The sequence below is a fragment of the Mangrovitalea sediminis genome, assembly GCF_002514725.1.
Classification (GTDB): domain Bacteria; phylum Pseudomonadota; class Gammaproteobacteria; order Pseudomonadales; family Oleiphilaceae; genus Mangrovitalea; species Mangrovitalea sediminis.
Map to the genome: position 1 here is coordinate 630,638 of NZ_NTLB01000001.1, position 21,016 is coordinate 651,653.

The following is a 21,016-nucleotide window of genomic DNA, read 5'->3' on the forward strand; positions in this document are numbered from 1 at the left end:
TCCCTCCTGTTTCCGTGATTTTTGTCTAAGATTCTTCGAAACGAATTCTTATTGGTTTGATCCCGCCTTAACCGGCAGCAATGTCAGCGGATTAATGAAAATCCCATCTGTAAGCGGTTTTCCGTTAGCCACTCGCAATTGGTGGCCGCTTTTATGATCGAAACGTCCTGCGCGATAACGAGACCTGCAGTCGTCATCGCCAGGAGCACACAACTGTGCAACACATCCCACCAATACCCAGTAAGCTTCATGTACCGGATTTTTATATGAAATCGCATCGTGGGCGGAGTCATGGGGTGAATAGCGTACAAAAGCCCCTATCTGTAGCGATGCGGACTCAAATTCCTGCCGGGTCATCAAGACCGTGACGGAGCGGCGCTCACCGGAAACCGGAACCGATAGGGAGATGAGCTGCATATATTTGAGATAGCCTGCTCCCTTATCCGGCAAGGAAGACCAGTACCCATGGCGGTGGGCCCAAGCAAACACCTTGCGCATCTCTGGGCGGCTTGCAACGCCGTCCACCGTGCCGACAACCAAATCCCGATTATTTCCCTTTGTCAGCAGCCCACACTGATGATTGGCACAATCAAAGGGTTTGGCATCGACGAGCCCGGCGGAAAACAAGATAGCCAGAGCCAGCGCAACGCGAAGAAGCGGTCGCATCTGTGTCGGCTTCACGTATTTAAGATGTTGTGTCACACCAACCCTTTCCCTGTTCCAAACGGTGTATTCAGTGCGAATACTATTTGAAAAGTGCTAGCCGGATTGAAGGGTGCTAAGGGAAAAATTTCGGTCGGAACCGCAGGCTGATCAGGCCGAGTAATCCCAATCCCATCAGGGCAACTGTGGATGGCTCCGAAACCGCCGTTGTCCCCCCTGAGCCCGCGTTGGCAAACTGGACCGCCCCTAAGGCGATTTCATAGCCAGTGGGGGCATTCAATGTCAGGCTCGTGATCTGGTCACCACCGCTGGCATCAATCCCCAAGAAACCGAGCGAGTTCGGAAAGTCTCCTGATACATCGAAGGAGCCAAGTGCCTGACTGCCGTTAAAGGCGGTGAAGTTCAGCGAGTAGGCACCGAACCCGTAGGATGCAGACTCGATCTCAAAGCCTACTTCAGAGATCCCATGGGAAAAGCTCAGCGTCAAAGGTGAGATCGCGATGGGGTCGTAGCCGTAGAGAATGGGGGTGTTGTCCGGAAAGGCTGTGAACAAATAATCGCTGCCAACGACAAAACCAGTTAGATCGCCACCTGTCACCCTCAACGTGTTGCTGGCATCGGAAAACTGAGCACTCGCGCCGAAAGACTCACCATCCGTTCCGGCAAACGAAAAAATTGTGTCGCTTGGTGAGAGGTTATTGGTACTGAAAAGCTGAATCAGCGACGCTTGTGCGGATTGTGCAAGCAAAACGCCCAGCACAATGAAAAGAAACCTACGGGATTGCAAACCGAATGTCATGTGTTCCCTCCTTGGAAAGGGTGCCTCATTGATAATCCATCATCGTGCTTAACATCAGTCAACTCAGCAGTATTGGCCGAAAAGTACGTCGGGAGTTACATGCCCTCTTACCTAGCGAGTTCATTATTTGCACAAAAGATTACAAATCTTTTAACTTGTCGCAACAAGCGAATTTTTAATCTTGACGTAGGTCATCTCCCCAAAAAAGACAGCTCGGATGACTTTGCGTCGTCAGATGTTGACGAGTAGGCCTAGGTTTAGTCAGGGTGCGTGAAAACTTCGCGATAGTCTTTTGCCTGTCCTCTGAACTCAGATTAGGGTGGCCAAAACTTTCTGCATATCTAAACGTGAGCAGTCGGTATCAGCTGCCAGAGACTGAACGAAAAACCAACGCCGGCGCGCAACCAGCCAACCTCCCTACGCGACAAATCATCATCAAAATCCTTTTCTGCAGGGTTATGCGCGAAAGCCGGGACAGACTAACTTTCACCCCTTGGTCGAGACGACAGTTACGACGAGTCGAGCAGCCAGAGATACCTAAAATGGGTGATTTTTCCCCATATTGGGCATCTGTGGCGACCGTCTTCGGCTAGTAGCTTGCAGGTAGCGCCTACGAAGCCACTTGCCGCTCTTTCGTGAAACACGACGTCGATCTGCAGCGAGCCGGATATTCCCGGAAGAGCTTCACACCCTACCCCACCGAACGCCGCATCGACCTCAGCTCGTGCGACACATCCCGCCAGGAGGCCTGGCTCTGGATGACGGTTTCCTTCTGCTCGCCGGCGAACATACTCCCGGTGTTGTTGCGCATTTGCCAGAGCGAGCTGGCCGTGGCAACGGCAATACCTTCGCGGTCGAGATCGCGCATGTGGCGGGTCAGGTATTCGACGGTGACCGGGTGCGGATGGCCGATGGCGACAGCCGAGCCCTTTTCCTTCGCCAACCTGATCAGGCGCTTGAACTGGGCGTCGACGCCTGCCGGCGTCTTGATGTCATCAAGGAAAACGTCGCGGGTCATGTTGGGAATGCGATGCTCCGAGGCGACATCGGCCGCCACGCTCGAGGCGATAGTCAGGCTGTCCACGAAATAGAGTGGGTAGCGGGACACCTCGCGCATCACCCATTCCATTGGCTGGCGTTCCTGCGTCAGCAGGCTGCCCATATGGTTGTTCACACCCTGGACGTGGGGAATATCCTGCAAGGAACGGCGAACCAGGGTGGTCACGGTCAGTTGATCCATGCCAGGTTCCAGTCCGGCAGCACCCAGCTTCAGGTCGTGTACGCTGGCCATGGGCATATGCAGGGTCACTTCATGGCCAAGCGCGTGGGCCCGCGCCGCCAACTGCCGCGCGAAGGGACGGAACGGCAGGAAGGAGAACGTCATGGGGTAATCGATGCCGAGCAACTGATTGCCCAGCGCTTCAGAGTTACCCATATCGTCGATAATGATCGCAACCGTCGGCGGAATCGAGTCTGCCCAGGCCTTTTCTGGAAATATCAGAGTGGGGGCCAATCCTGACAAAGCAGTGCCGAGCAGCCCACGGACGACTCGTCGTCGGGACAGGGGGTAACGATCCAGATTCATGGAGCTTAATGCCTTATTGACGTCGACAATGCTGAGAGACTTTCGCCGATCTAGAGCGAGACTCTATCGGAATTTCCCGAATATACAAACACCTAAAGAAAGAGTAGAAGACCTTTGCAGCGAGGTCCAATGTTGAGATCACAGGGGTCAATAAAGAGGGGCAGATCGATCTCAAAATGCCAGGATGGTACCCGGCATAGACCTGCTTTGCGTCGGATAGCGCATTGGACAGGGTTTTCGGTCCAGCGATTGAGCGTAGTCATAACCTCGACCGGGACGAAGCGGCTGTCGCTAACGGCCCGGGGATACGCTGTCGTCCCCGCTTTGGCCGCGCTCGCCGACCTAAACGATGAGGAATTTTTTGGGCATCTCGCACCTGCCACGCGCGAGATGATCAAGGCCGCCATGAAGGAGATTGTTCATCGGAAAGGTTTGAGAACAATCCCTACTGATTAGCCATGGACAACGTTTTGAAACGCCGGAGAAGACATCCCATGAACACCCAAACACGCGATGTAATACATGAAGTGACGCGAGCTTCCGATGAAAACCGTATGCCCTTTCCGCAGGTGGTAGAAGCATTAATGGCCGTCGGCGTCGAGCGCTACCACACGGATCTCATCGCCGGCAGAAAAACCTATTATTTGCCAGACGGAGAAACTGAAACCGTACCAAGCCACCGCACGTCTGTGGCCGCTGAACTCTTCTCGGCGGAAGGTGTCGAGCAGGCTCTTCGAGCGATCCAGCGCGGCGACATCAGTTACACCGAATTCTGCGACCGCATCGCGGCGGTGGGCTGTGTCAGCTATATCGTTAGCCTGACGGGGCGCTGCGTGATGTATATTGGGCGTGCAAATGATTACTTTATCGAGAGGTTTCCGGACGCCGTGCAGGCGCCATAATGGGCAGCTGCTCTAACGGTCCTATACCGGCAACCGCAATCATGGGCATAGGCATGCCCTTAATCGCAGCCATCAAGGTGAAGCCCTGTCGCCGATGCTGGCTTACTCGATGCGAAACCCGATTTTCAGCGCCACCTGATAATGGGCCACCTTGCCATCGACGATGTGGCCGCGGGTTTCGACGACTTCAAACCAATCCATGCATTTGACGCTCTTCGAACACTCGGCCAGGGCATTGTCGATGGCATCCTCGATACTTTTTTCGGAGGAACCGACAATCTCGATTTTCTTGTACACATGATGCTTGGACATGCTGTCTCCCCCTTTTCTGCTTCGCACACGCCGGACATCGCCGAAGGCGTAGCCGGAAAGTGCGCGCTGGTTGTCGACAACGATCTTCCTTACATCGTACTCGCTAATACCCTGATGGTCTCCGTCGATGTAAAAAGGCGGCCCCACTACGCGGCCCCACGACACAGTGCCGATAAAGGTCTTAGGGCGACCCTTCCGACCAACGCCACTGCGCCATACGCTGTTGGAGGTTCGAGTCGGCGAAGGCTGCCACCAGATAGTCGACGAATACCCGCACTTTCGGTTCGAGCCATTCCCGGCTGGCGAAATAGACGCTGATCCACAGGCGCGGCGCCTGCCAGCCAGGTAGCAGCGGCTCGATCTCGCCCGCCTCCAGCTCATCGAGCATATGGTGCAGGCCCAACAACCCCAGCCCCATACCCTGCCGGACGGCTTCGCGGATGGCGTCCAGTTCGGTGAAATACAGGCGGCCCCGAGGCGGCACCACCACACGCTCATCCGCCCGCTCCAGTATCCAGTCCCGGGCCCTGCCGGTGGTGGCGGAACGCAGCAGAATACAATCGTGCTGCTGCAGGTCGGCCGGGGTCTGCGGTCTTTCCCGGCCTGCCAGATAGCCGGGAGCGCCACAAATCACCGCATCCACCGGGCAAAGCGCACGGGCGACCACACGGCTGTCCGGGTCTAGCCCGGCACCAATGGCAGCATCGAACCCTTCCTGCACCAGGTTGACGCGCCGGTTCTCAAAACTCCAGTCGAGCTTCAGCCGCGGATAACGCTCCAGGAAGGCCGGTAGCAAAGGCAGGACATGCTGAAGTCCGAACGCCGTGCCCACACTGACCCGCAATGTCCCCTCGGGCTCGTCCTCGGTCTGGCGTAAACGGGCCAGGGCATCACGCATGCGAGTCCATGGTTCGCGCACCTCTCGGAGAAGTCGCTCACCGCTTTCGGTCAGTTGCAGGCTGCGGGTGGTTCGCTGGAAAAGACGCACGCCCAAATGGGCCTCCAGCGCAGCAATCTGCTTGCTCACGGCGGCCGCCGTCACGCCCAGCTGCACGGCGGCCCGGGCAAAATTGCCGCTTTCCACGGTCTGAACGAAGGCTTCGATGGCGCGATTGATATCCACATTAACAACCATTGGTTGAAACTTAACTTACACATTATGGACTAATTTTATCTAAAAGGTCGGCGCATACTGCCCATCAAGCGGTTTGGAATCCCATGATCTCAAGCCAGACCCGAGACAATGCAGAGGTATAACCGACCATGAGCGCATCCATCTTTGTAACCGGTGCCACCGGCACCATCGGCAGTGCACTGCAAAACGCGCTGTCACAATCCGAACTCAACATCACCTGGGGCACCCACAGCCGCCCGCTACCCGGCCTGCCCAGCCGCCCCCTGGACTACAGCGATCCCTCCAACCTGGAGCGCGCCTTCGCCGGTCATCAGGTGCTGTTCCTGCTGCTACCGTTGACGGCGGACAAGCTGCAATGGGCCCGCAACGCTATCGAGGCAGCAAAAGCGGCTGGCGTGCGGCATATCGTGCGTTCTTCCGGGGCCGGCGCCGACCCCGCATCGCCCTACAGCCTGCTGCGCCTGAACGGTGAAATCGACCGACTGGTCCAGGCCAGCGGACTGTCGTGGACCCTGATTCGCCCATCTACATTTATGCAGAACTTTGCCACCTACTATAGTGACATGATCCGCGGGGGTAGCCTGTACCTGCCTCAGGGCGAGGGTAAGACCGCCTTCGTCGACGCCCGGGATATCGCAGCGGTGGACGCCGAAGTCCTGGCTAATCCTGAGCGTTTCGCTGGTGAGATTCTCACCGTGACGGGCGCCGAAGCCCTCGACAACGCCACGGCTATGGCCCGGATCGGAACGGTGTTGGGGCGCGAGATGACCTATGTCCCGGTGGATGACGAGGCCGCGCGCCAGGCCATGACGGACCAGGGAGCCCCTGACTGGCTGGTTGACTGGATGCTAAGCCTGCACCGGGCAACCCGGGATGGCCATACCGCCGAGGTCACGGATACGGTCGCCTCGGTTACCGGCCGCCCTCCCCGTCCGTTCGACGGGTTCGCCGGCGACTACGCCGAAACCTGGCACTAACCGCAGGGATAGGAGCCACCCTATGAACATTCTGATCGTGCACGCTCACCCCGAACCCCGCAGTTTCAACGGCGCCATGACCCGTACCGCCCTGGAAACGCTGCGGGATGCTGGCCACAGTGTGACTCTGAGCGACCTCTATGCCTTGCAATGGAACCCCGTTTCCAGCCGCGCCAACTTCACAACGGTAGCCAATCCGGACTACCTGAAGCCCCAGGCGGAAGAAATGCTCGCGACGGAACAGGACGGCTTTGCACCCGACATCGAAGCAGAGCTGCGAAAACTGGAAGCGGCAGACCTGATGATCTGGCAGTTCCCCCTGTGGTGGTTCGGCCTGCCGGCGATACTCAAGGGCTGGGTGGACCGGGTATTCGCCATGGGCCGCACTTACGGCGGAGGGCATATCTACGACACCGGCCGTTTCCGCGGCCGACAGGCCCTGCTCAGTTTCACCACCGGCGGTCCAGCACCCGCTTACCAGAAGGACGGTTTCAACGGCGACATTGACGCCATTCTCCGACCGATCCAACGGGGCATGCTGCAGTTCCTGGGTTTCGACGTGCTCGCCAGCCAACAGGTCTTCGGCCCGGCACATATGGACGATGCCCAGCGCACTCAGGCTTTAGCCGACTGGGAGCGTCGGCTGCGGGCGATCGAGTCTGAGGCCGGTATTGAAGTGGGACGTTATTGAACCGGGTGTCTGGCGCTGAAGTCGCGCGTCAACAAAAGGGGGGGATCGATTTGAAATCGATCGCATCGATCACATCGATCAGGCCCCCGAGTGGGCGTATTTGAATTTCATGTAGACGATCCCCGGATTCAATACCAGCCGCCAGGCCAATTCGACCTCGTCATCGAAACCGCCGTCGAACTCGGCGGCGGTTTCGATCAGGCATTCCAGCCAGAGATCATAAAGTTCAGGGGGTATATCCAGTCGCCCGGCGCAATGGGATTCGGCAATCCTCTCCAGCACACTGTCCGCCGATCCGCTGGCATAGAACGCGACCAGGCTGTAGAAAGACTTTTTCAGCATCCTGCGTTGGCGGGCCATATTCGTGGATTTGAATTTTTCGCGAACAGCGGGCGAGACAAGCAGAAAGCGCTGATAGAAGGCTTCGAAGAAGTCCGTGCCCTCCAGCGTCATTGCATTGACCCGGGCAAAGCTCTCGTCAAATAACCGCTCGTAGGACATGACGGACACCGATCAGTCTTTTCAGGGAATGCTCCCGAGCGTGTCGCGGCTCATCCTCCTAAACTTAGCATGCCCACCTCACCGCATGAGCTGATCTGGAACAAGCCATTGCCGACACCTTGCCCCGGGGCAGTCCAACGCTGCAGTCGACCACTACATGCGTCGGAGTACTTCGACCATGTTCTGCTGAATATCGGTATGGTGATGCCTTATCTTCCAATGGCCGGCCTCGCGTTGATAGACGTTGGTGACACGAACCTCACCGGTGATGGCCTGGCCGCCCAGCTTGAATGCGACCTGCTCGACGCCAACCTCATAGGCCATGTCTCCAACAGCGTGTATGAACTGGTCCTTGAGTTTTACCTTGCCGTCAGAAGACGCATGGGCAACCTGTTCCCAGGATTTCCAGACCTCGTTCCAACCTAGCCGTCGACCACCGATGGGATGCATCGCGGTGACATCCGGCTCATGTGACCAGATTTCGGAGAGCGCCTGAGGATCGCCGTTGAGCATGTGATTCAGCGCGCCATAGAACTGCTGGGATGCATTGCGGACTTCATCTTCAGTGGACATGAGGTGATCTCCTTCGGTGGCGAAATGTTAAGACCTATCGCAGCGACAACCGACCCGTTAAAGGCTTACCTCACCACCCGGGCACTCCCACCTGCAGCTACCAGCTTATACCGATTGGATTCGTGTGGATAATGCTCAATTCTGAGCTATCCCGAGTCGTCTCAGGCGTGCGGAATACAGGGCCGAAGGGGTAAGCGTCGGCGATGCCCGATATCCGGGTAGCACGAAATATTCCGGATCATTGTCAAAGCCACCCTGAGTCAAACCGTCTCGTCATCCATTTCGTACTAGTCTTGTAAAGACAGATGAGAAAAGGTTCTTTATGCGAATTTTGCCATCAGTCCTCGTCATCAGTGTTCTCATACTCACATCCGGCCAAGCCTACGCTGGCTGCAGGCTGCGCATGCGTGTCAACCAGGTGCCACCGCAATACATGGAAAAAAATGGCCAGTGGGTTGGGCTCGGAGTGGACCGAATGAAAGCGCTGCTACACGAGGCCGGGTGTGTGGCGGATTTTGTGTCAATGCCCTGGAAACGAAGCCTCGTCGATCTCGCGAGTGGTCGTATAGACGGCATGATCAACGTTAACTTCACCCCCGAACGAGCCCGGGACTACTGGTTTCTATGGTACGGGCACAACGAGGATACCGTGCTGGTCATGCGCAAGGACGACGCCAATCACCCCAAGAACTTTCAGGATGTGCTGAACCTGCCGGGTAAGATCGCCTACGAAACGGGAGACCTTTTCGGTCCGCCACTGATGGGAGCCATTAAACGCAACAAAACTTTCAACGCAAAGCTAGTTCCGCTCACCGAGGCCAAACAGTACCGAATGCTGACGTACCGGCGTGTCACGGCGGTACTGGATATGGAGGAGAACGCCCGGTACGAGTTGGCCACCAACCCGGAATGGTCGGCGCTGACCATGGTTCCCCTGGTTGTCTCCTCGGTGCCCGACTTCATGGCGTTCAGCAAGGCCAGCGTCTCCAAAGAATTGTTTATGCGCCTGGAGAAAGCCAATATCCGGGTCATCGCCAACGGCAGCTACCGTGCAATAACCCAAGCTTGGCAACAACGCGTAGCGGAGAACGGCAAATGGCACGCAACGGTGCCGGAAACCCACTGAAAAGTTGTTTGCAGGCTTTAGCCGGGTATTCTCAACCACTTTAAGGGAACAGCCACGCACTGCGCCCCAAGACGAAGAGCCATCCAACTCCCCCGCAATAAGCCACTTTGTTTCGTCGGCAGGGGCTCACCGAGTCCAGGTAGAGGAACCGCCTCACCTCACCATTTGCCTTTGCGTAACAACATTACAACGGTTTGCAAAGTCGACTCACGGCATTGTGTACCGTTGTCCTATAATGACAACTTCATATTGTCGTACTGCCGAGAGTCCAGGTCAGGTGAAATCGGAACGCGTTGTTTGGTTTTTCGTTGCGGGTGCGGCCTTGACCGTGATCGTGCTGGTCCTGACCTTTGTGTTGGCGGTTGGGGCCGTTCGCCAGGAAGCTCGGGAACAGTCCACCCATGTTGTGCAGGGCGCCCTGCACGCCGTTCGCACCAAGCTGGAATCACTGGCCGTGGACAACGCCTGGTGGGATGAAGGCATCGACAAGATGATGCTCAAACCCGACCTGGAATGGATCGACCATAATTTCGCCTTACCCACCATGGTCAGCCTTGACGTCGACAGTGTGATTATCCTCGACGGTCGTGGAAAGCCGATTTATGGCTACGTCGGTAACGACAAGTCCGGTGCGACCATCACCAAGGTACTGCAAAGCATTGCGCCGTTGATCCAGCAGGCTCGCACCACGCCCATCGATAAACCACAGGCCCACGCCGCTGCGGTGATCACGCAAGGCGGCAAACTCTGGCTATATGCCGTTTCCGGTTTCTCGCCGGTGGATATGCCACGCGCGCGATTTCAGAGTGCGCCGCGGGGCGCGATGGTCTTCGGCCACCAGTTGACCGGCAAGACGATGAACGACCTGGCCACACGCTTCGGTGTCGAAGGCCTGCAGTTCTCGATACAGGAGCCGACGGATTCATCGCTGGTCAGCCTTCCTATCCGCAACGATTACACCGGCAATGCCGGTTGGCTCAGTTGGCATCCGCCCGAGATTGGCCACCGTGTGACCATACTGGGATTGATGCTGCTGCCGCTGCTGCTCTTGGCGCTGGGGTTCGGATATATCGTTTTCCGGCGCCTGGTTGGCGTGGTAAACCACCTTAACCTTTCGCTGGTGCGAAATGAGCGGCAACACCGGCTGCTGGAGAGCAAGAACCGGCTGCTGGAAAAACTGGCCCTGGGTGAGCCGCTGAACGATGTACTGGGAGAACTGGTGGCATCGATCACAGACCTGCTGCCCGGCACCCACTGCGTCATATGGAGACACCAACAGGGACCGGTCACGACACCCGTTCGGACGTTAACCGATACCAACACCAAGCTTCTGGAAGCGCCGTCACTGGGCACGCCGATACGGGAGGCCTTGCTCAACGGACAACCTATCGAGCTGAATCTGGCAGACGAGGTGCCATTGGAGTGGGAGGCGTTGGCACAAACCGACGTTTCGGCATATACCCGGTTGCATCTGGAACCGGTCCAATCGTCCGGCGGCGAAATCCTGGGCGGCATCCTCGTCTTCAGAACCCAGGCAGACCCGCTCACCAACGATTGCCAGGACATGCTCAGGACCGGCGCTCATCTGGCCGCCATTACCTTCGAGCAGAAAGCCAATGCCGAGCAGCTCGAACTCCTTGCTTACAACGACACCCTGACCGGGCTGCTCAATCGTTACCTGTTCCGGCGTCTGCTGGAAACCCGCCAGCAGGAGGCCCTCGACCAGGGCTATGTCGTTGCGCTCATGTTTGTGGACCTGGACCAGTTCAAGCGCGTCAACGATACCTTGGGCCACGACGCCGGGGACCAGTTGATCGTTGAGGTCGCCCAGCGCATTCGCCAGAGTTTGGGACCCAATGACCTCGCGGCCCGCCAGGGGGGAGACGAATTCACCGTCCTCACCACCTGCCGGACCCCCAGCACCGCCACGGCCGACTGCCGCGAATTGGCGCAACGCCTGCTGGAGGCCATCAGCCAGCCAGTCCCACTGGAGGGAGAATCCGTATCGGTCAGCGGCAGCATCGGTATCGCCCTGTCCGGCATCAATGGCACCGCAACCAGCGACCTCCTAAAACGGGCAGATATGGCCCTGTACCGCGCCAAAGGTCTAGGCCGCAGCCAGTTCTGTTTTTTCGATCTCGCGGTGGAACGGGAGTTGGCAGACAATCTGGCCATCGAGAACGCCATTCCCCAAGGCCTGGAAAACGGCGAATTCCATACCCTGTTCCAACCCATTATCGACCTGGAAAACCATAGCGTTACTGGCGCCGAAGCCCTGTTGCGATGGAACAGCTCGCTGCTCGGTCCTTTGTCGCCGGCCCAGTTCATTCCGGTGGCAGAAAGTTCCGGCCGTATTTGCGAGCTCGGCTACTGGGTCTTCCGGGATGCCTGCCAGGCCCTTGCGGAATTCCAGCGTCAGTGCAGCCGCCCCCTGACCATGTCGATAAACCTGTCCGCACGCCAGTTCCAGTTGCCCGACCTCGCCCTGAAGCTGGAACAGATCGCCCGCGAAGAAGGCGTGACACCGAAAACCCTGCAGTTGGAGATCACCGAAAGCGTCCTGATGGAGGACAGCCGCCAGGCCGCTCAAACCCTCGAAGACCTCCGTCAGCGTGGCTTCAACATTGCCATTGACGATTTCGGCACCGGCTATTCGTCTCTCAGCTACCTGAAACGTTTTCCAGTATCGACACTCAAGATCGACCGTGATTTCATCACTCACCTGTCGGAGATGCATTGGGACCGCGCCCTCGCAGACGCCATCGTCGCCATGGCCCACCGGTTACACCTGAAGGTGGTCGCAGAGGGTATCGAAACCGAGGAGCAACTCAACCTGCTACGGATCAACGGCTGCAACTACGGCCAGGGGTTCCTGTTCGCCCGTCCGATGCCGCTGGAGGATTTCATTGCCTATGCCCAGAACGGAGTTCCTGTAAGAACTGCGGGGGCATCCGACCTCCAGGGACAGGTCTGAAAGGGGCTAGAACAGCCCCATCTGCGGTCGCTCTTCGTCGAGGCACAGGGCTTCCACGCCCGCCACCCTTTCACTCAGCAATCCATGCCATAACGTCGCCAGCGACAGCGCATCTCCGTTATCCGGCATGTGCATGAAAACAAAGGGGTGTGCCCCCGCCTCGATCCAGCGACCCACCCGCTCCACCCAGGGCGCCAGAAAAGCACGATTGGCTTCCAGGTCGGGATGACCGATATAGCGGATGACAGGAGCGGCCTCAACCGGTAGCAGGTGAACCGGAACCCGGGGCTTCTTTCGCTGGGCATCAATGGTCGCCGCATCCTCCGGCGCTGCCGCGAAAAGGGCCCGGCTGTCGAAGCAGACCCGGGCAACGTTCCTTTCACGTAGGCCGCGATTGAGGACTCTTTCCTCTTCACCTTTGCTGAAAAAGGCCGGATGACGCACTTCGACGGTACAGGTCAGCGGCGCAGGCAGGGTATCGATCAGTCGCCACAGGTGATCAAGGCTGGTAGGACCAAAAGCCGCCGGAAGCTGCACGAGAAAAGGGCCAAGTACATCCGACAGCGGGGAAAGGATTTCCAGGAAATCCAGTACCTGCTTATCGACGCTGGTCAATAGAAGATCGTGCGTGATCCGGCGGGGAAACTTGAACAGGAAGCGGAAGTCGTCGGGCACCTGCTGGCGCCATTGTTGGCATTGCTCACGGCTGGGGGTCGCGTAAAAGGTGGTGTTGCCCTCGACACAGTTCAGCACCTTGCTGTATCGCTCCAGCGGACTTCGACCGGCTGGGAGCCGTGCGTTCCAGTCAGGGTGTTGCCACTGTGGACAGCCGAGGAAGTAGGGTTGTGCCATTATCCAGCGATGGTTGTGAGCAGAGGTAAGGATGTCGGTCCGGCGACCGTCCAATCGCCATTCTACCCTTTCTTTCATGGATTCAACCGACCATTGGGCTGCTTTTTGGATGAATGCGCCAGCGCATGCCCTCCCCGCCAGTTCGTCGATCAGGGTATCGTCATTGCGATCATCCAGATTGTAGTGATTCCGACCACAGGCGATCGGCGTCATCTTCGGGGCGTCAGCCACTAGCGTTGGGGGGACGTTACGCGCCGTTATCGATTACGTACGTCAGCAGGCATAACCCGGCCTCAGTGATCATAGAATCCCTCGGCACCCAGGGCTGTGCGAATCAGGCCGACAAGGCGATTGCTGAGCTGCCGATAATCCGGGTAAGGCGTCAGCAGCAAACGTTTGCTGGTATCCACCAGCACCTCAGGGGCATCGGCAAGGGGCTGTGCCTGGTGCTGCAGGAACTCGAAGCGTTGCAGGTTGTCCTTGCCGCCAATCCAATGCCACACAGGCAGGTCCCCTATCTGCGGGGCGAAGCATAACGCCGTGTGCTGGAAGAGTGCGTCGTCTTTGAAGGTGCGCCAGTCGTTCGCGACCGGGCAGGTAATTTTGGCCAACAGCGTCACGATCTTGCGCCAGTGGTTGGAGTTGGCGGCGACCAAAGCCTGGGCACTGGGGCGATCCCGGAACTGCTCAAGGCCATTCGGGCGATGAGGGAGGTAAAGCACCAGTTTCGGATGGGACGGGCCCAGGGAGTCAGGGGGGAGCATAGCGTGGTTACTCAAACTCAATCTATGAAGTACGCGGGAGCCATACAAAGTGGCCAGAACCGCCCTGAAGCGATGCTGCGCCCATTGCTGACATCACTCTATCTTGACCCAAGTCATCTGCATAGCCGCTGGGATTACGTATGGTTATAACCAAGCTTGAGGTGGCCCCGCCAGGAACATTTCCTTAGAGGTGGTAGCCCTTGGACTGCTGTTGGCTTTAGTCCCCTATTTCTGTCTCTATACGAACGGCGCTGCGCTGCGCGCCCAGGCACAGAACACTGAAGATGGACACGCCCAGCAGTCATAACAAGGTCTTTACCTTGCACAAACAGATCGCCCTCCCTATCGCCAGGCATGGCATGTCTCTGCGTGACATCAAACGCCCAAGGCTGTGCTTTTCGGCGGGCGGTATGCACCGAGGCGCACTTCGCTGCGAGGAATGAGCCTGATGTCTGAATTGCCGCGCTAAGCGCTTATAAGGAGATTTGCCCGAATGACCAAAGCAGAGACGCCTGACATCCATCGGCATTGACAGCTCAAAAGGACGTTTCAGCGGCTTGAGTCGGTCGCTCGCACGATAGTGTGCCATGAAGGGAAAAGGAACTCCTTGGAGTCATTCCTTCAAGGAGGAGGTGGACCGTGGGAAAGCGCAACTTACTTTATCTTTCAGAGGTGGTAGCGGGTCCAATCGACCCTGCCGTATTGGCTAACACGTGGAGCATCTATTCGGCCTCAAGTATCAAGGAAGCCTGCGAGGTTGCATCGGATAGCAATTTTCGCGTCGGCCTTCTAGTGCTGAATGGAGGGACATCAACACCGGCAGCCTACGAAGAGTTGATATTGGCCTCGCCGCGAACAGCCTGGGTCGCGGCCCTCCCTCAGGAAGGGTTGCTGCGCTCCGACTATCGCCACTTGATTGGGCGGGGATTTTTCGATTTTCATACGCTGCCCGTCAATTACCCGCTGCTAAATGCCCAACTGGGTCATGCATTTGGCATGGCCCGACTTAAGGATCCGATAGTTCCCCCAGAACAATGCAATAGCGACTACCAGATCGTGGGTGACAGCCCCGTTATCCAGAAAACCCTACGTCATATCGAAAAGATGGCCACGGCCAACGCACCCGTTCTCATTCGTGGGGAAAGTGGAACCGGTAAGGAGCTTGCGGCTCGCGCAGTACACCACCAGTCTGCGCGGCGTCAGCAAGTATTCGTCACCATTAATTGCGGCGCGCTGCCATCGAGCCTGATCCAATCGGAGTTGTTCGGCTATGAGCGCGGCGCCTTTACCGGCGCCAACCGTCGCAAAATTGGTCGCATCGAAGCCGCCAATGAGGGAACCCTGTTCCTGGACGAAATCGGCGACCTTCCCCTGGACTTACAGGCCAATCTGCTCCGATTTCTGGAAGAGCAAACTATCGAGCGCATTGGAGGACATGAATCGATTCAGGTGGATGTCCGAGTCGTTGCTGCCACCCACGTCAACCTCGAAAAAGCAGTCGCCGAAGGGCGTTTTCGGGAGGACCTTTACTATCGACTCAACGTCCTCAATCTGACGATGCCGCCGCTGCGCGATCGCATCGAGGATATAGAGCCGCTGGCACAATACTATTTTGACCGCTTCTCCAACGAACGAAACCTGTCCGTCAAGGGTTTCAGTCATCAGGCCACCAGCATCATGCGCCAACACGGCTGGCCGGGAAATGTCAGGGAACTGGTCAATCGCGTCCGACGGGCGATGGTGATGTGTGAACGACGCCTGATAACCCCAATCGAACTGGGCCTCGATCACCACACCGTCCGTCAAACGCAGTCACTGCACGAAGCCCGGGACAGTGCCGAAAAAGATGTCATCAAAACCTGCCTGCGTCAAAACAACAATAACATCTCGATAACCGCCAAATCGCTTGGCGTCAGCCGGCTCACGCTTTACCGCCTGCTGGATAAACACAACCTCCGGGAATGACTCGGCCCTGATTGTTTCATAAATGGAACATGTCCATCCGTTGCACCAACCACACGCATTTAGTTGAGTTTTCGACATTTTTGCCATAATCCCCAAAATAACCGACCGAACCCAGAAAATCTCTGTATCAAAACTGAAACATGTATCGGTTACCTGCATTTCCATTTCCCGCACACGTCATCAAAAAAAGCCTATAAGAATCAGTCAACTAAAAATCAATCAGCAACTTTCGCACGACTGGCATGAACCTCGCTAAAGGGGTGGATACGGAAGTGGCATTGGGCCGCTTCCCACGACGCCTAATCCTTGGGGGACAACCATGAAACGGACACTTCTTGTTACAGTAATTGCGGCCAGCTTGGGCCTTGCAGGCCAGGCGATGGCCAACCCCACCAACAACAACAGCGGCCAGACCAAATCAGCACTGAAACAGACAGCGACCGCAACCTCAACGCAAACGGGCGCAGGGGCTCTGGCGAACGAGAACTCTACGGCCTATCAAGATAGCCACAACGATAGCTCGACGAACACGAGCAACCAGACCCACACCTCGACCATGACCTTCACCATGAAAAAGGTCTCAGCGTCGACCTCGCTTAGCGGCAGTGTGACCGGCGGCAGCGTATCCGGTATTGGTAACCAGGGCGGTTCTGCGGGCTATGGCGGCAACGGCGGCTTTGGAGGCAATAGCGGACATGCGGGCGCCAGCGCCTTAAGCGGCGCGGCACATGCGGGCAGCGGAGGCGACGGAGGGACCGGCGGCGACGGCTACGCCACTTCTTACAGCGGAAGCAGCACGGGCTCCAACGGCGGCGCCGGCAACGGCAGCGCCTCCAGCGGTCACGCCGACGGTGGCCATGGAGGCTTCGGCGGCCACGGCAGCGGCTTCAGCAGCTCCGGTGGTCTCAGCGTTGGACCGGCGGGTGCAGGCGGAGGCGGTGGCGGTGCTACGGCTGGCGGTACCGGCGGCGATTCCGTCGGCGGCTCTGCCAACGGTGGTGCGGGCGGTGTTCCAGCTGGCAGTGGTGGCGCTGGCGGCACTGGCGGGGCCGGTGGTGCTGGCGGCGCAGGTAGCGGTACCGGTACGGCAGGTGCGGGCGGTACTGGCGGGGCCGGCGGCACGGCGACCAGCGGACAGTCCACGGCTTCCGGTAGTGGCGGAGCCGGCGGTAACGGCGGCGTGGCTACAAGCGGCAACGCTCAGGCAACCGGCTCGGGCGGTGCCGGCGGCACCAATACCACCGGTACCTCGACGGCCAACGGCAATGCCGGTGGCGGTGGCGCCGGTGCAATGGGTGGTGCAGCAACCAGCGGTCAAGCCCTGGCCACAGCCACAACCGGTAACGGCGGCAGTGGCGGACACGGTGGCGATGCCGTCGGTGGCGCAGCCGGTACCTTCGATATGTCCAACTCGATCAGTGGCGGCAGCCTCTCGAACTCGGCTGGCATCACAACGCTCAGCCAGAACACCGGGGCCAACTCGCTGATCCAGCAAGGCGTGACCGTGCAGGCGAACCTGTCACTGCAATAACGCCCTCAGAATGCCGGGGGTGCGAATTTCGCGCCCCCGGTTAATCCATCGGACAGAACGAGGGTCAGACCATGACTGCAACAGGACTGCTGAAGGTGCTGACGCTCAGCACGCTGGTGCTGCTGCCATCACAGCTGTGGGCCGCACCACCGCCCCATCAGCATGATGCTGGCCAGGCGCTCTTGGGGAAAGCGGTTCCGGACACCTTACTGGCGGACAAGCGAGGCGGCCATGAAACGACGTTCAACACCAACGAATTGAACGCCAAGCTTTACGAAAATCAGGCCATCGCCAACGTTACAGGGACAAATACCATCTCGACCAGCGCATTTTCCGGCATGTCCGGCTATGCAACCGTCGTCCAGAATTCCGGCAACAACGTCATCATTCAGAACGCAACGATACTCAACGTAAAGCTGCAATGAATGAGGAACGCTGGTGCGAGCGGAGAAGTAACATGGGACCGAAGACGCTAAAACGCTATGCACCCTTACTGATGGTGGTGACAGCGCTTTACAGCACACCCAGTCCGGCTGGAGACGTTAATCTGGTTGCGCCCGGCTTCGGACAGTTCCGCGCGCCTGTCACCAGTCTGCAGGAGCTACGCTTCAAAACCACGATACACCAGCAATATGACTACAGCTGCGGCTCCGCCGCCGTCGCGACCTTATTGACCTACCAGTTTCACGACCCGGTCTCCGAATCCCAGGTTTTCCAGGCAATGTGGAAACTCGGGAATCAGGAAGCTATTCGTCGTGAAGGTTTTTCCATGTGGGACATGAAAACCTATCTCGAGTCTCGCGGCTATACCGCGAACGGCTATGAAGTCCCACTGGAACGCCTGATAACCGCCGGATTACCGGCAATTGCCCTGATAACCGAAAACGGATACGCCCATTTCGTTGTCATCAAAGGACTGGACAGCCAGGACGTTGTGCTCGGCGATCCGGCGCGGGGAACCCGCATCATGACCCGAGCGGCTTTTGAGGCGTCCTGGCATGTCAGGATTCTTTTGGCCGTCACCAATCACGGCGATCAGGCGATATTCAACAATGTTGCCGACTGGCGCATACGCCCTGAAGCGCCGCTGTCCCAGGCCGTCGCCAACAACAATATGCTCAACGCAACATTACTGTTATCGCGACCAGGCGATTTTTGAGAACGAGCAGACGCTGGGAGAGCGGACGCCATGAAACAACTGTCACGGATTGCCGGTTTATCTGCAAAATGTCTCGGCCTGCTGTTCATCACCGCTGTTGTTATGCCGTCTGCGGTACAGGCGGCCGATAAGCACGCACTGTATGCGCTTGGCGTTCCGGTCAGTATCAGTCGCCTTGCCGAGCTAAGGGGAGGCTTCATTTTTGGAAGCGCTTCTCAGGGTCTGGAAGTATCATTTGCCATTCAACAGGTGACCTACGTCAACGGCCAGCTGGTGGCCGAAACCCACCTGAATGGTCCCGCGGGCGCCGACCTCAGTGGGTTAACGTCATTACAGGCTTCGCCACAGATTATCCAGAATGGGCCGGGTAATACCTTCTCACCCGCCTTAAATGACCTGGCGCATGGATCCCTGACGGTGCTGCAAAACACGCTGGACAATCAAACCATTGCCAACGCAACCATCATCGACGCCACCGTCGCTTCACGCGGTTTCCTGTCTGGCCTGGCATTGTCGAACGCCCTCAACGATGCACTCTCCCGCTCTCGGAACTGACCCCGGCAACAGGCTCAAAAGAATGTGAAAGGCGTCCGCAGCGTAATCTGGACGTCAGGCGTATCCCGCGTGAGTCCGGCACCAAGCGTCAGGTTGATTGAATTCGTCAAACCGTAGCGGTATCCCCAGTTGAGGAGCAACGTACCCAGTTGCGTGGTCACCGCATCGGGGCTGGTTTGACCATCTATCCGGGTTTTACCGACGACGCTGTGTTCGTAACCGATGCCAAAAGAGGAGCGCTCGTTCAGCCCGAGCCCCATCCCCAGGTTGAAACCCAGCACATCGCCCGGCTCCACCGTCCCGATGTGCTGGCCGCCGATATCCCGGTTCACGTCCCGTTTAATATTCCACAGATAATTTACGCCGCCGAAGAACACCGCCGGATCACTCGGGAAAATGATACCCAACCCAGGTTGCACACCATAAAACCCGGAGCCTGTAGGCAGTTCGGACTGAATAAAGCCCGTGCCGGAAGTCGACCCCTGTTGGTACTCGACCTCGAACGGACCTTTCCCTGTGCGGCTTTTGAAACGCATGGTGCCCACATAATACGGGCGATCCTGGCCGCCATCGTTAAACTGGTAACGGAAGGCAAGCTCAACATCGCCGATCCCATCTCCGTTGGCGTTATACACCGTATCAACGTTGGTTCCCTGATTGAGCGGTCGGGTAACCGATTGATCATCACGATAGACGTAGGGAATCTTTATCTCGGCTTCAAGGTGATTCGTAATACCGTAACGGGAGGTGATGGCGGCCACCGTCGTAGCGCTGTTCACCTCTCTCACGTCAATCACCCCGACGGTGATCGCGGGAATAATGGTGTAACCCACCAACGTTACACGGTTGGAGGTTGCGTAGGAGTATTCCAACGAGGGCTCCAGCACCCACTTCCCACGCGGGGTCAACACCCCCAGACGATCGCTGATAGCCTCCACAACGGCAGGCTGACTTTCTGATGTGGGTTGAGGTGGGCGACCAACAGGTGACGGGGATGTTCCGGTGGCAGGCGATGCCGCCACAGAACCCTTCGAGGATTTCGGTTCGGCTTTCTGCTCGGATGATGCAGCTGTGCTGCTTTTCCCCCTAAGGCGCTCAAGCGCTTTCCGGGTATCGTCCAACGCCCGAGACTGCCGTTCCAACTGGTCCTGAGTTTTGCGCAGCGCTTCCTGTTGACGAATCAACTGACGCTGAATTTGATCGAGCTGGGACGAAGAGTATTTTTCGGCGGCCGAAACACCGTTAAGACCTGTCACCCCCAGTACCAGACTGGCCACAATGACCCTTGAGCCGACCATATCCGAACCTCCCTGTCATCAGGAGAAGATTCACCTCAAAAAACCACCTTTAAAAGTCATGGAACACACCCCTGTTACGTTGCGAACAGAGATCCATTATGGCCTTCACCATAAGCCGGCGGAGGGTACCAAGACATTGATACGGATCAAGGGGAAAACACCGGCCGATGAAATCGCTATCGGGCGCTCAATTGGAGGAGCACACACGGACAATGCCGGACAGCGACAATATGGGAGGATGTCGTCAAAGGTGCGAAGGCTTTTGCCTGCCGAAAATGGGATAATGCACTGCATAAGCCCTCCTGTATGTTTTCCTGCGTGAACGCAGGAGGAACCCAGGAAAGCATGGCCCCTCATTTCATGCCCCTATTGACGGAGACGAGCCCTGGTGAACATTGTTCAAAAAATCGTCCGCAACCATTTCGGCAAGGCTTTCATTATCGGTGCCGCCCTGATTGTGATTTTCTCCCGCGTGGTTCACCACGATGCCGGACAAACCGGTGCTCCGGTCTATGTCGGCTTCCTGCTGTTTATCCTGGCGTTGACTTCATTGTTCATTGGGTTTCTGGGGACCGTTCAATACATCAGTCGCGATCGGGACTGATCCCACGAAACGGGCATCCGGCGCCATCTGAGTTCAGGTGTCCGTCTCAC

General features: G+C 57.5%; 21 protein-coding genes. 11 read left to right on the forward strand and 10 right to left on the reverse strand.

Features of this window, described 5'->3' with window-relative positions; translation table 11 throughout:
• Positions 1–48: 48 nt before the first annotated feature.
• From CLR77_RS03025 to CLR77_RS03035, 3 genes are all read right to left on the reverse strand, one after another.
• The gene (locus CLR77_RS03025; RefSeq protein WP_143269356.1) at positions 49–702 is read right to left on the reverse strand and encodes a hypothetical protein; all 654 of its coding nucleotides are present in this window, start codon (positions 700–702) and stop codon (positions 49–51) included.
• A 76-nt stretch (positions 703–778) separates the two neighbouring features.
• Positions 779–1,462 (reverse strand): PEP-CTERM sorting domain-containing protein, encoded by a 684-nt coding sequence (locus tag CLR77_RS03030; protein ID WP_097459095.1) that lies wholly within the window; start codon positions 1,460–1,462, stop codon positions 779–781.
• Between the two features lie 691 nt (positions 1,463–2,153).
• Positions 2,154–3,047 carry a divergent polysaccharide deacetylase family protein gene (locus CLR77_RS03035; RefSeq protein WP_097459096.1) on the reverse strand — a complete coding sequence of 298 codons (894 nt, stop codon included), beginning with the start codon at positions 3,045–3,047 and terminating at the stop codon, positions 2,154–2,156.
• 494 nt (positions 3,048–3,541) lie between these two features.
• Between CLR77_RS03035 and CLR77_RS03045 the strand changes: the two genes are divergently transcribed.
• A complete protein-coding gene (locus tag CLR77_RS03045) occupies positions 3,542–3,949 on the forward strand; it encodes a DUF1398 domain-containing protein (protein WP_097459098.1) in 408 nt (135 codons plus the stop codon).
• A gap of 102 nt (positions 3,950–4,051) precedes the next feature.
• Here the strand turns inward: CLR77_RS03045 and CLR77_RS03050 are convergent, their stop codons facing one another.
• Positions 4,052–4,261 (reverse strand): dodecin, encoded by a 210-nt coding sequence (locus CLR77_RS03050; protein ID WP_097459099.1) that lies wholly within the window; start codon positions 4,259–4,261, stop codon positions 4,052–4,054.
• Between the two features lie 181 nt (positions 4,262–4,442).
• Positions 4,443–5,384, reverse strand: a complete 942-nt coding sequence (locus tag CLR77_RS03055) for a LysR family transcriptional regulator (protein WP_198962644.1) — start codon at positions 5,382–5,384, stop codon at positions 4,443–4,445.
• A gap of 140 nt (positions 5,385–5,524) precedes the next feature.
• Here CLR77_RS03055 and CLR77_RS03060 point away from each other — a divergent pair, with 140 nt between their 5' ends.
• Both CLR77_RS03060 and CLR77_RS03065 read left to right on the forward strand, forming a co-directional pair.
• A complete protein-coding gene (locus tag CLR77_RS03060; protein WP_097459101.1) occupies positions 5,525–6,373 on the forward strand; it encodes an SDR family oxidoreductase in 849 nt (282 codons plus the stop codon).
• A gap of 22 nt (positions 6,374–6,395) precedes the next feature.
• Positions 6,396–7,064: an NAD(P)H-dependent oxidoreductase gene (locus CLR77_RS03065; protein WP_097459102.1), complete on the forward strand. Its 669-nt coding sequence runs from the start codon at positions 6,396–6,398 to the stop codon at positions 7,062–7,064.
• Between the two features lie 78 nt (positions 7,065–7,142).
• Here CLR77_RS03065 and CLR77_RS03070 read toward each other — a convergent pair whose 3' ends face one another.
• Together CLR77_RS03070 and CLR77_RS03075 are read right to left on the reverse strand one after the other, a co-directional pair.
• Positions 7,143–7,565, reverse strand: a complete 423-nt coding sequence (locus tag CLR77_RS03070) for a globin (protein WP_097459103.1) — start codon at positions 7,563–7,565, stop codon at positions 7,143–7,145.
• A gap of 153 nt (positions 7,566–7,718) precedes the next feature.
• The gene (locus CLR77_RS03075; RefSeq protein ID WP_097459104.1) at positions 7,719–8,138 is read right to left on the reverse strand and encodes a YybH family protein; all 420 of its coding nucleotides are present in this window, start codon (positions 8,136–8,138) and stop codon (positions 7,719–7,721) included.
• Positions 8,139–8,541: 403 nt separating this feature from the next.
• On the opposite strand from CLR77_RS03075, the gene CLR77_RS03080 reads away from it, so the two are divergent.
• Entirely contained in the window at positions 8,542–9,264 is a 723-nt protein-coding gene (locus tag CLR77_RS03080; RefSeq protein WP_158227105.1) for a substrate-binding periplasmic protein, read from the forward strand.
• 277 nt (positions 9,265–9,541) lie between these two features.
• Positions 9,542–12,238, forward strand: coding sequence for a bifunctional diguanylate cyclase/phosphodiesterase (locus CLR77_RS03085; RefSeq protein WP_158227106.1), 2,697 nt, complete (start codon positions 9,542–9,544; stop codon positions 12,236–12,238).
• 6 nt (positions 12,239–12,244) lie between these two features.
• Here the strand turns inward: CLR77_RS03085 and CLR77_RS03090 are convergent, their stop codons facing one another.
• Together CLR77_RS03090 and CLR77_RS03095 are read right to left on the reverse strand one after the other, a co-directional pair.
• Positions 12,245–13,303 carry a DUF72 domain-containing protein gene (locus tag CLR77_RS03090; RefSeq protein WP_227519781.1) on the reverse strand — a complete coding sequence of 353 codons (1,059 nt, stop codon included), beginning with the start codon at positions 13,301–13,303 and terminating at the stop codon, positions 12,245–12,247.
• Between the two features lie 80 nt (positions 13,304–13,383).
• Positions 13,384–13,854 (reverse strand): DUF6942 family protein, encoded by a 471-nt coding sequence (locus CLR77_RS03095; RefSeq protein WP_097459107.1) that lies wholly within the window; start codon positions 13,852–13,854, stop codon positions 13,384–13,386.
• 639 nt (positions 13,855–14,493) lie between these two features.
• Between CLR77_RS03095 and CLR77_RS03100 the strand changes: the two genes are divergently transcribed.
• From CLR77_RS03100 to CLR77_RS03120, 5 genes are all read left to right on the forward strand, one after another.
• On the forward strand, positions 14,494–15,819 hold the full coding sequence (locus tag CLR77_RS03100; RefSeq protein ID WP_198962645.1) for a sigma-54 dependent transcriptional regulator: 1,326 nt from the start codon (positions 14,494–14,496) through the stop codon (positions 15,817–15,819).
• A gap of 319 nt (positions 15,820–16,138) precedes the next feature.
• Positions 16,139–17,350: a hypothetical protein gene (locus tag CLR77_RS20085; protein WP_097459108.1), complete on the forward strand. Its 1,212-nt coding sequence runs from the start codon at positions 16,139–16,141 to the stop codon at positions 17,348–17,350.
• Between the two features lie 71 nt (positions 17,351–17,421).
• Entirely contained in the window at positions 17,422–17,775 is a 354-nt protein-coding gene (locus CLR77_RS03110) for a hypothetical protein (protein WP_097459109.1), read from the forward strand.
• 32 nt (positions 17,776–17,807) lie between these two features.
• On the forward strand, positions 17,808–18,509 hold the full coding sequence (locus CLR77_RS03115) for a C39 family peptidase (protein WP_198962646.1): 702 nt from the start codon (positions 17,808–17,810) through the stop codon (positions 18,507–18,509).
• Between the two features lie 30 nt (positions 18,510–18,539).
• Positions 18,540–19,064 carry a hypothetical protein gene (locus CLR77_RS03120; RefSeq protein WP_097459110.1) on the forward strand — a complete coding sequence of 175 codons (525 nt, stop codon included), beginning with the start codon at positions 18,540–18,542 and terminating at the stop codon, positions 19,062–19,064.
• Between the two features lie 14 nt (positions 19,065–19,078).
• On the opposite strand, the gene CLR77_RS03125 is transcribed toward CLR77_RS03120, so the two are convergent.
• The gene (locus CLR77_RS03125) at positions 19,079–20,362 is read right to left on the reverse strand and encodes an acetate kinase (RefSeq protein WP_097459111.1); all 1,284 of its coding nucleotides are present in this window, start codon (positions 20,360–20,362) and stop codon (positions 19,079–19,081) included.
• 388 nt (positions 20,363–20,750) lie between these two features.
• Between CLR77_RS03125 and CLR77_RS03130 the strand changes: the two genes are divergently transcribed.
• Positions 20,751–20,966 (forward strand): hypothetical protein, encoded by a 216-nt coding sequence (locus CLR77_RS03130; RefSeq protein WP_097459112.1) that lies wholly within the window; start codon positions 20,751–20,753, stop codon positions 20,964–20,966.
• Positions 20,967–21,016: the final 50 nt, after the last annotated feature.

What these genes read in the sequence shown, in the direction of transcription:
- CLR77_RS03090 (WP_227519781.1), bottom strand. Translation starts at nt 13,303, where the DNA reads ATGACGCCGATCGCCTGTGGTCGGAATCACTACAATCTGGATGATCGC.
- CLR77_RS03080 (WP_158227105.1), top strand. Translation starts at nt 8,542, where the DNA reads ATGCGTGTCAACCAGGTGCCACCGCAATACATGGAAAAAAATGGCCAG.
- CLR77_RS03120 (WP_097459110.1), top strand. Translation starts at nt 18,540, where the DNA reads ATGAAACAACTGTCACGGATTGCCGGTTTATCTGCAAAATGTCTCGGC.
- CLR77_RS03030 (WP_097459095.1), bottom strand. Translation starts at nt 1,462, where the DNA reads ATGACATTCGGTTTGCAATCCCGTAGGTTTCTTTTCATTGTGCTGGGC.
- CLR77_RS03110 (WP_097459109.1), top strand. Translation starts at nt 17,422, where the DNA reads ATGACTGCAACAGGACTGCTGAAGGTGCTGACGCTCAGCACGCTGGTG.
- CLR77_RS03035 (WP_097459096.1), bottom strand. Translation starts at nt 3,047, where the DNA reads ATGAATCTGGATCGTTACCCCCTGTCCCGACGACGAGTCGTCCGTGGG.
- CLR77_RS03115 (WP_198962646.1), top strand. Translation starts at nt 17,808, where the DNA reads ATGGGACCGAAGACGCTAAAACGCTATGCACCCTTACTGATGGTGGTG.
- CLR77_RS03060 (WP_097459101.1), top strand. Translation starts at nt 5,525, where the DNA reads ATGAGCGCATCCATCTTTGTAACCGGTGCCACCGGCACCATCGGCAGT.
- CLR77_RS03070 (WP_097459103.1), bottom strand. Translation starts at nt 7,565, where the DNA reads ATGTCCTACGAGCGGTTATTTGACGAGAGCTTTGCCCGGGTCAATGCA.
- CLR77_RS20085 (WP_097459108.1), top strand. Translation starts at nt 16,139, where the DNA reads ATGAAACGGACACTTCTTGTTACAGTAATTGCGGCCAGCTTGGGCCTT.
- CLR77_RS03095 (WP_097459107.1), bottom strand. Translation starts at nt 13,854, where the DNA reads ATGCTCCCCCCTGACTCCCTGGGCCCGTCCCATCCGAAACTGGTGCTT.
- CLR77_RS03065 (WP_097459102.1), top strand. Translation starts at nt 6,396, where the DNA reads ATGAACATTCTGATCGTGCACGCTCACCCCGAACCCCGCAGTTTCAAC.
- CLR77_RS03050 (WP_097459099.1), bottom strand. Translation starts at nt 4,261, where the DNA reads ATGTCCAAGCATCATGTGTACAAGAAAATCGAGATTGTCGGTTCCTCC.
- CLR77_RS03045 (WP_097459098.1), top strand. Translation starts at nt 3,542, where the DNA reads ATGAACACCCAAACACGCGATGTAATACATGAAGTGACGCGAGCTTCC.
- CLR77_RS03075 (WP_097459104.1), bottom strand. Translation starts at nt 8,138, where the DNA reads ATGTCCACTGAAGATGAAGTCCGCAATGCATCCCAGCAGTTCTATGGC.
- CLR77_RS03125 (WP_097459111.1), bottom strand. Translation starts at nt 20,362, where the DNA reads ATGGTCGGCTCAAGGGTCATTGTGGCCAGTCTGGTACTGGGGGTGACA.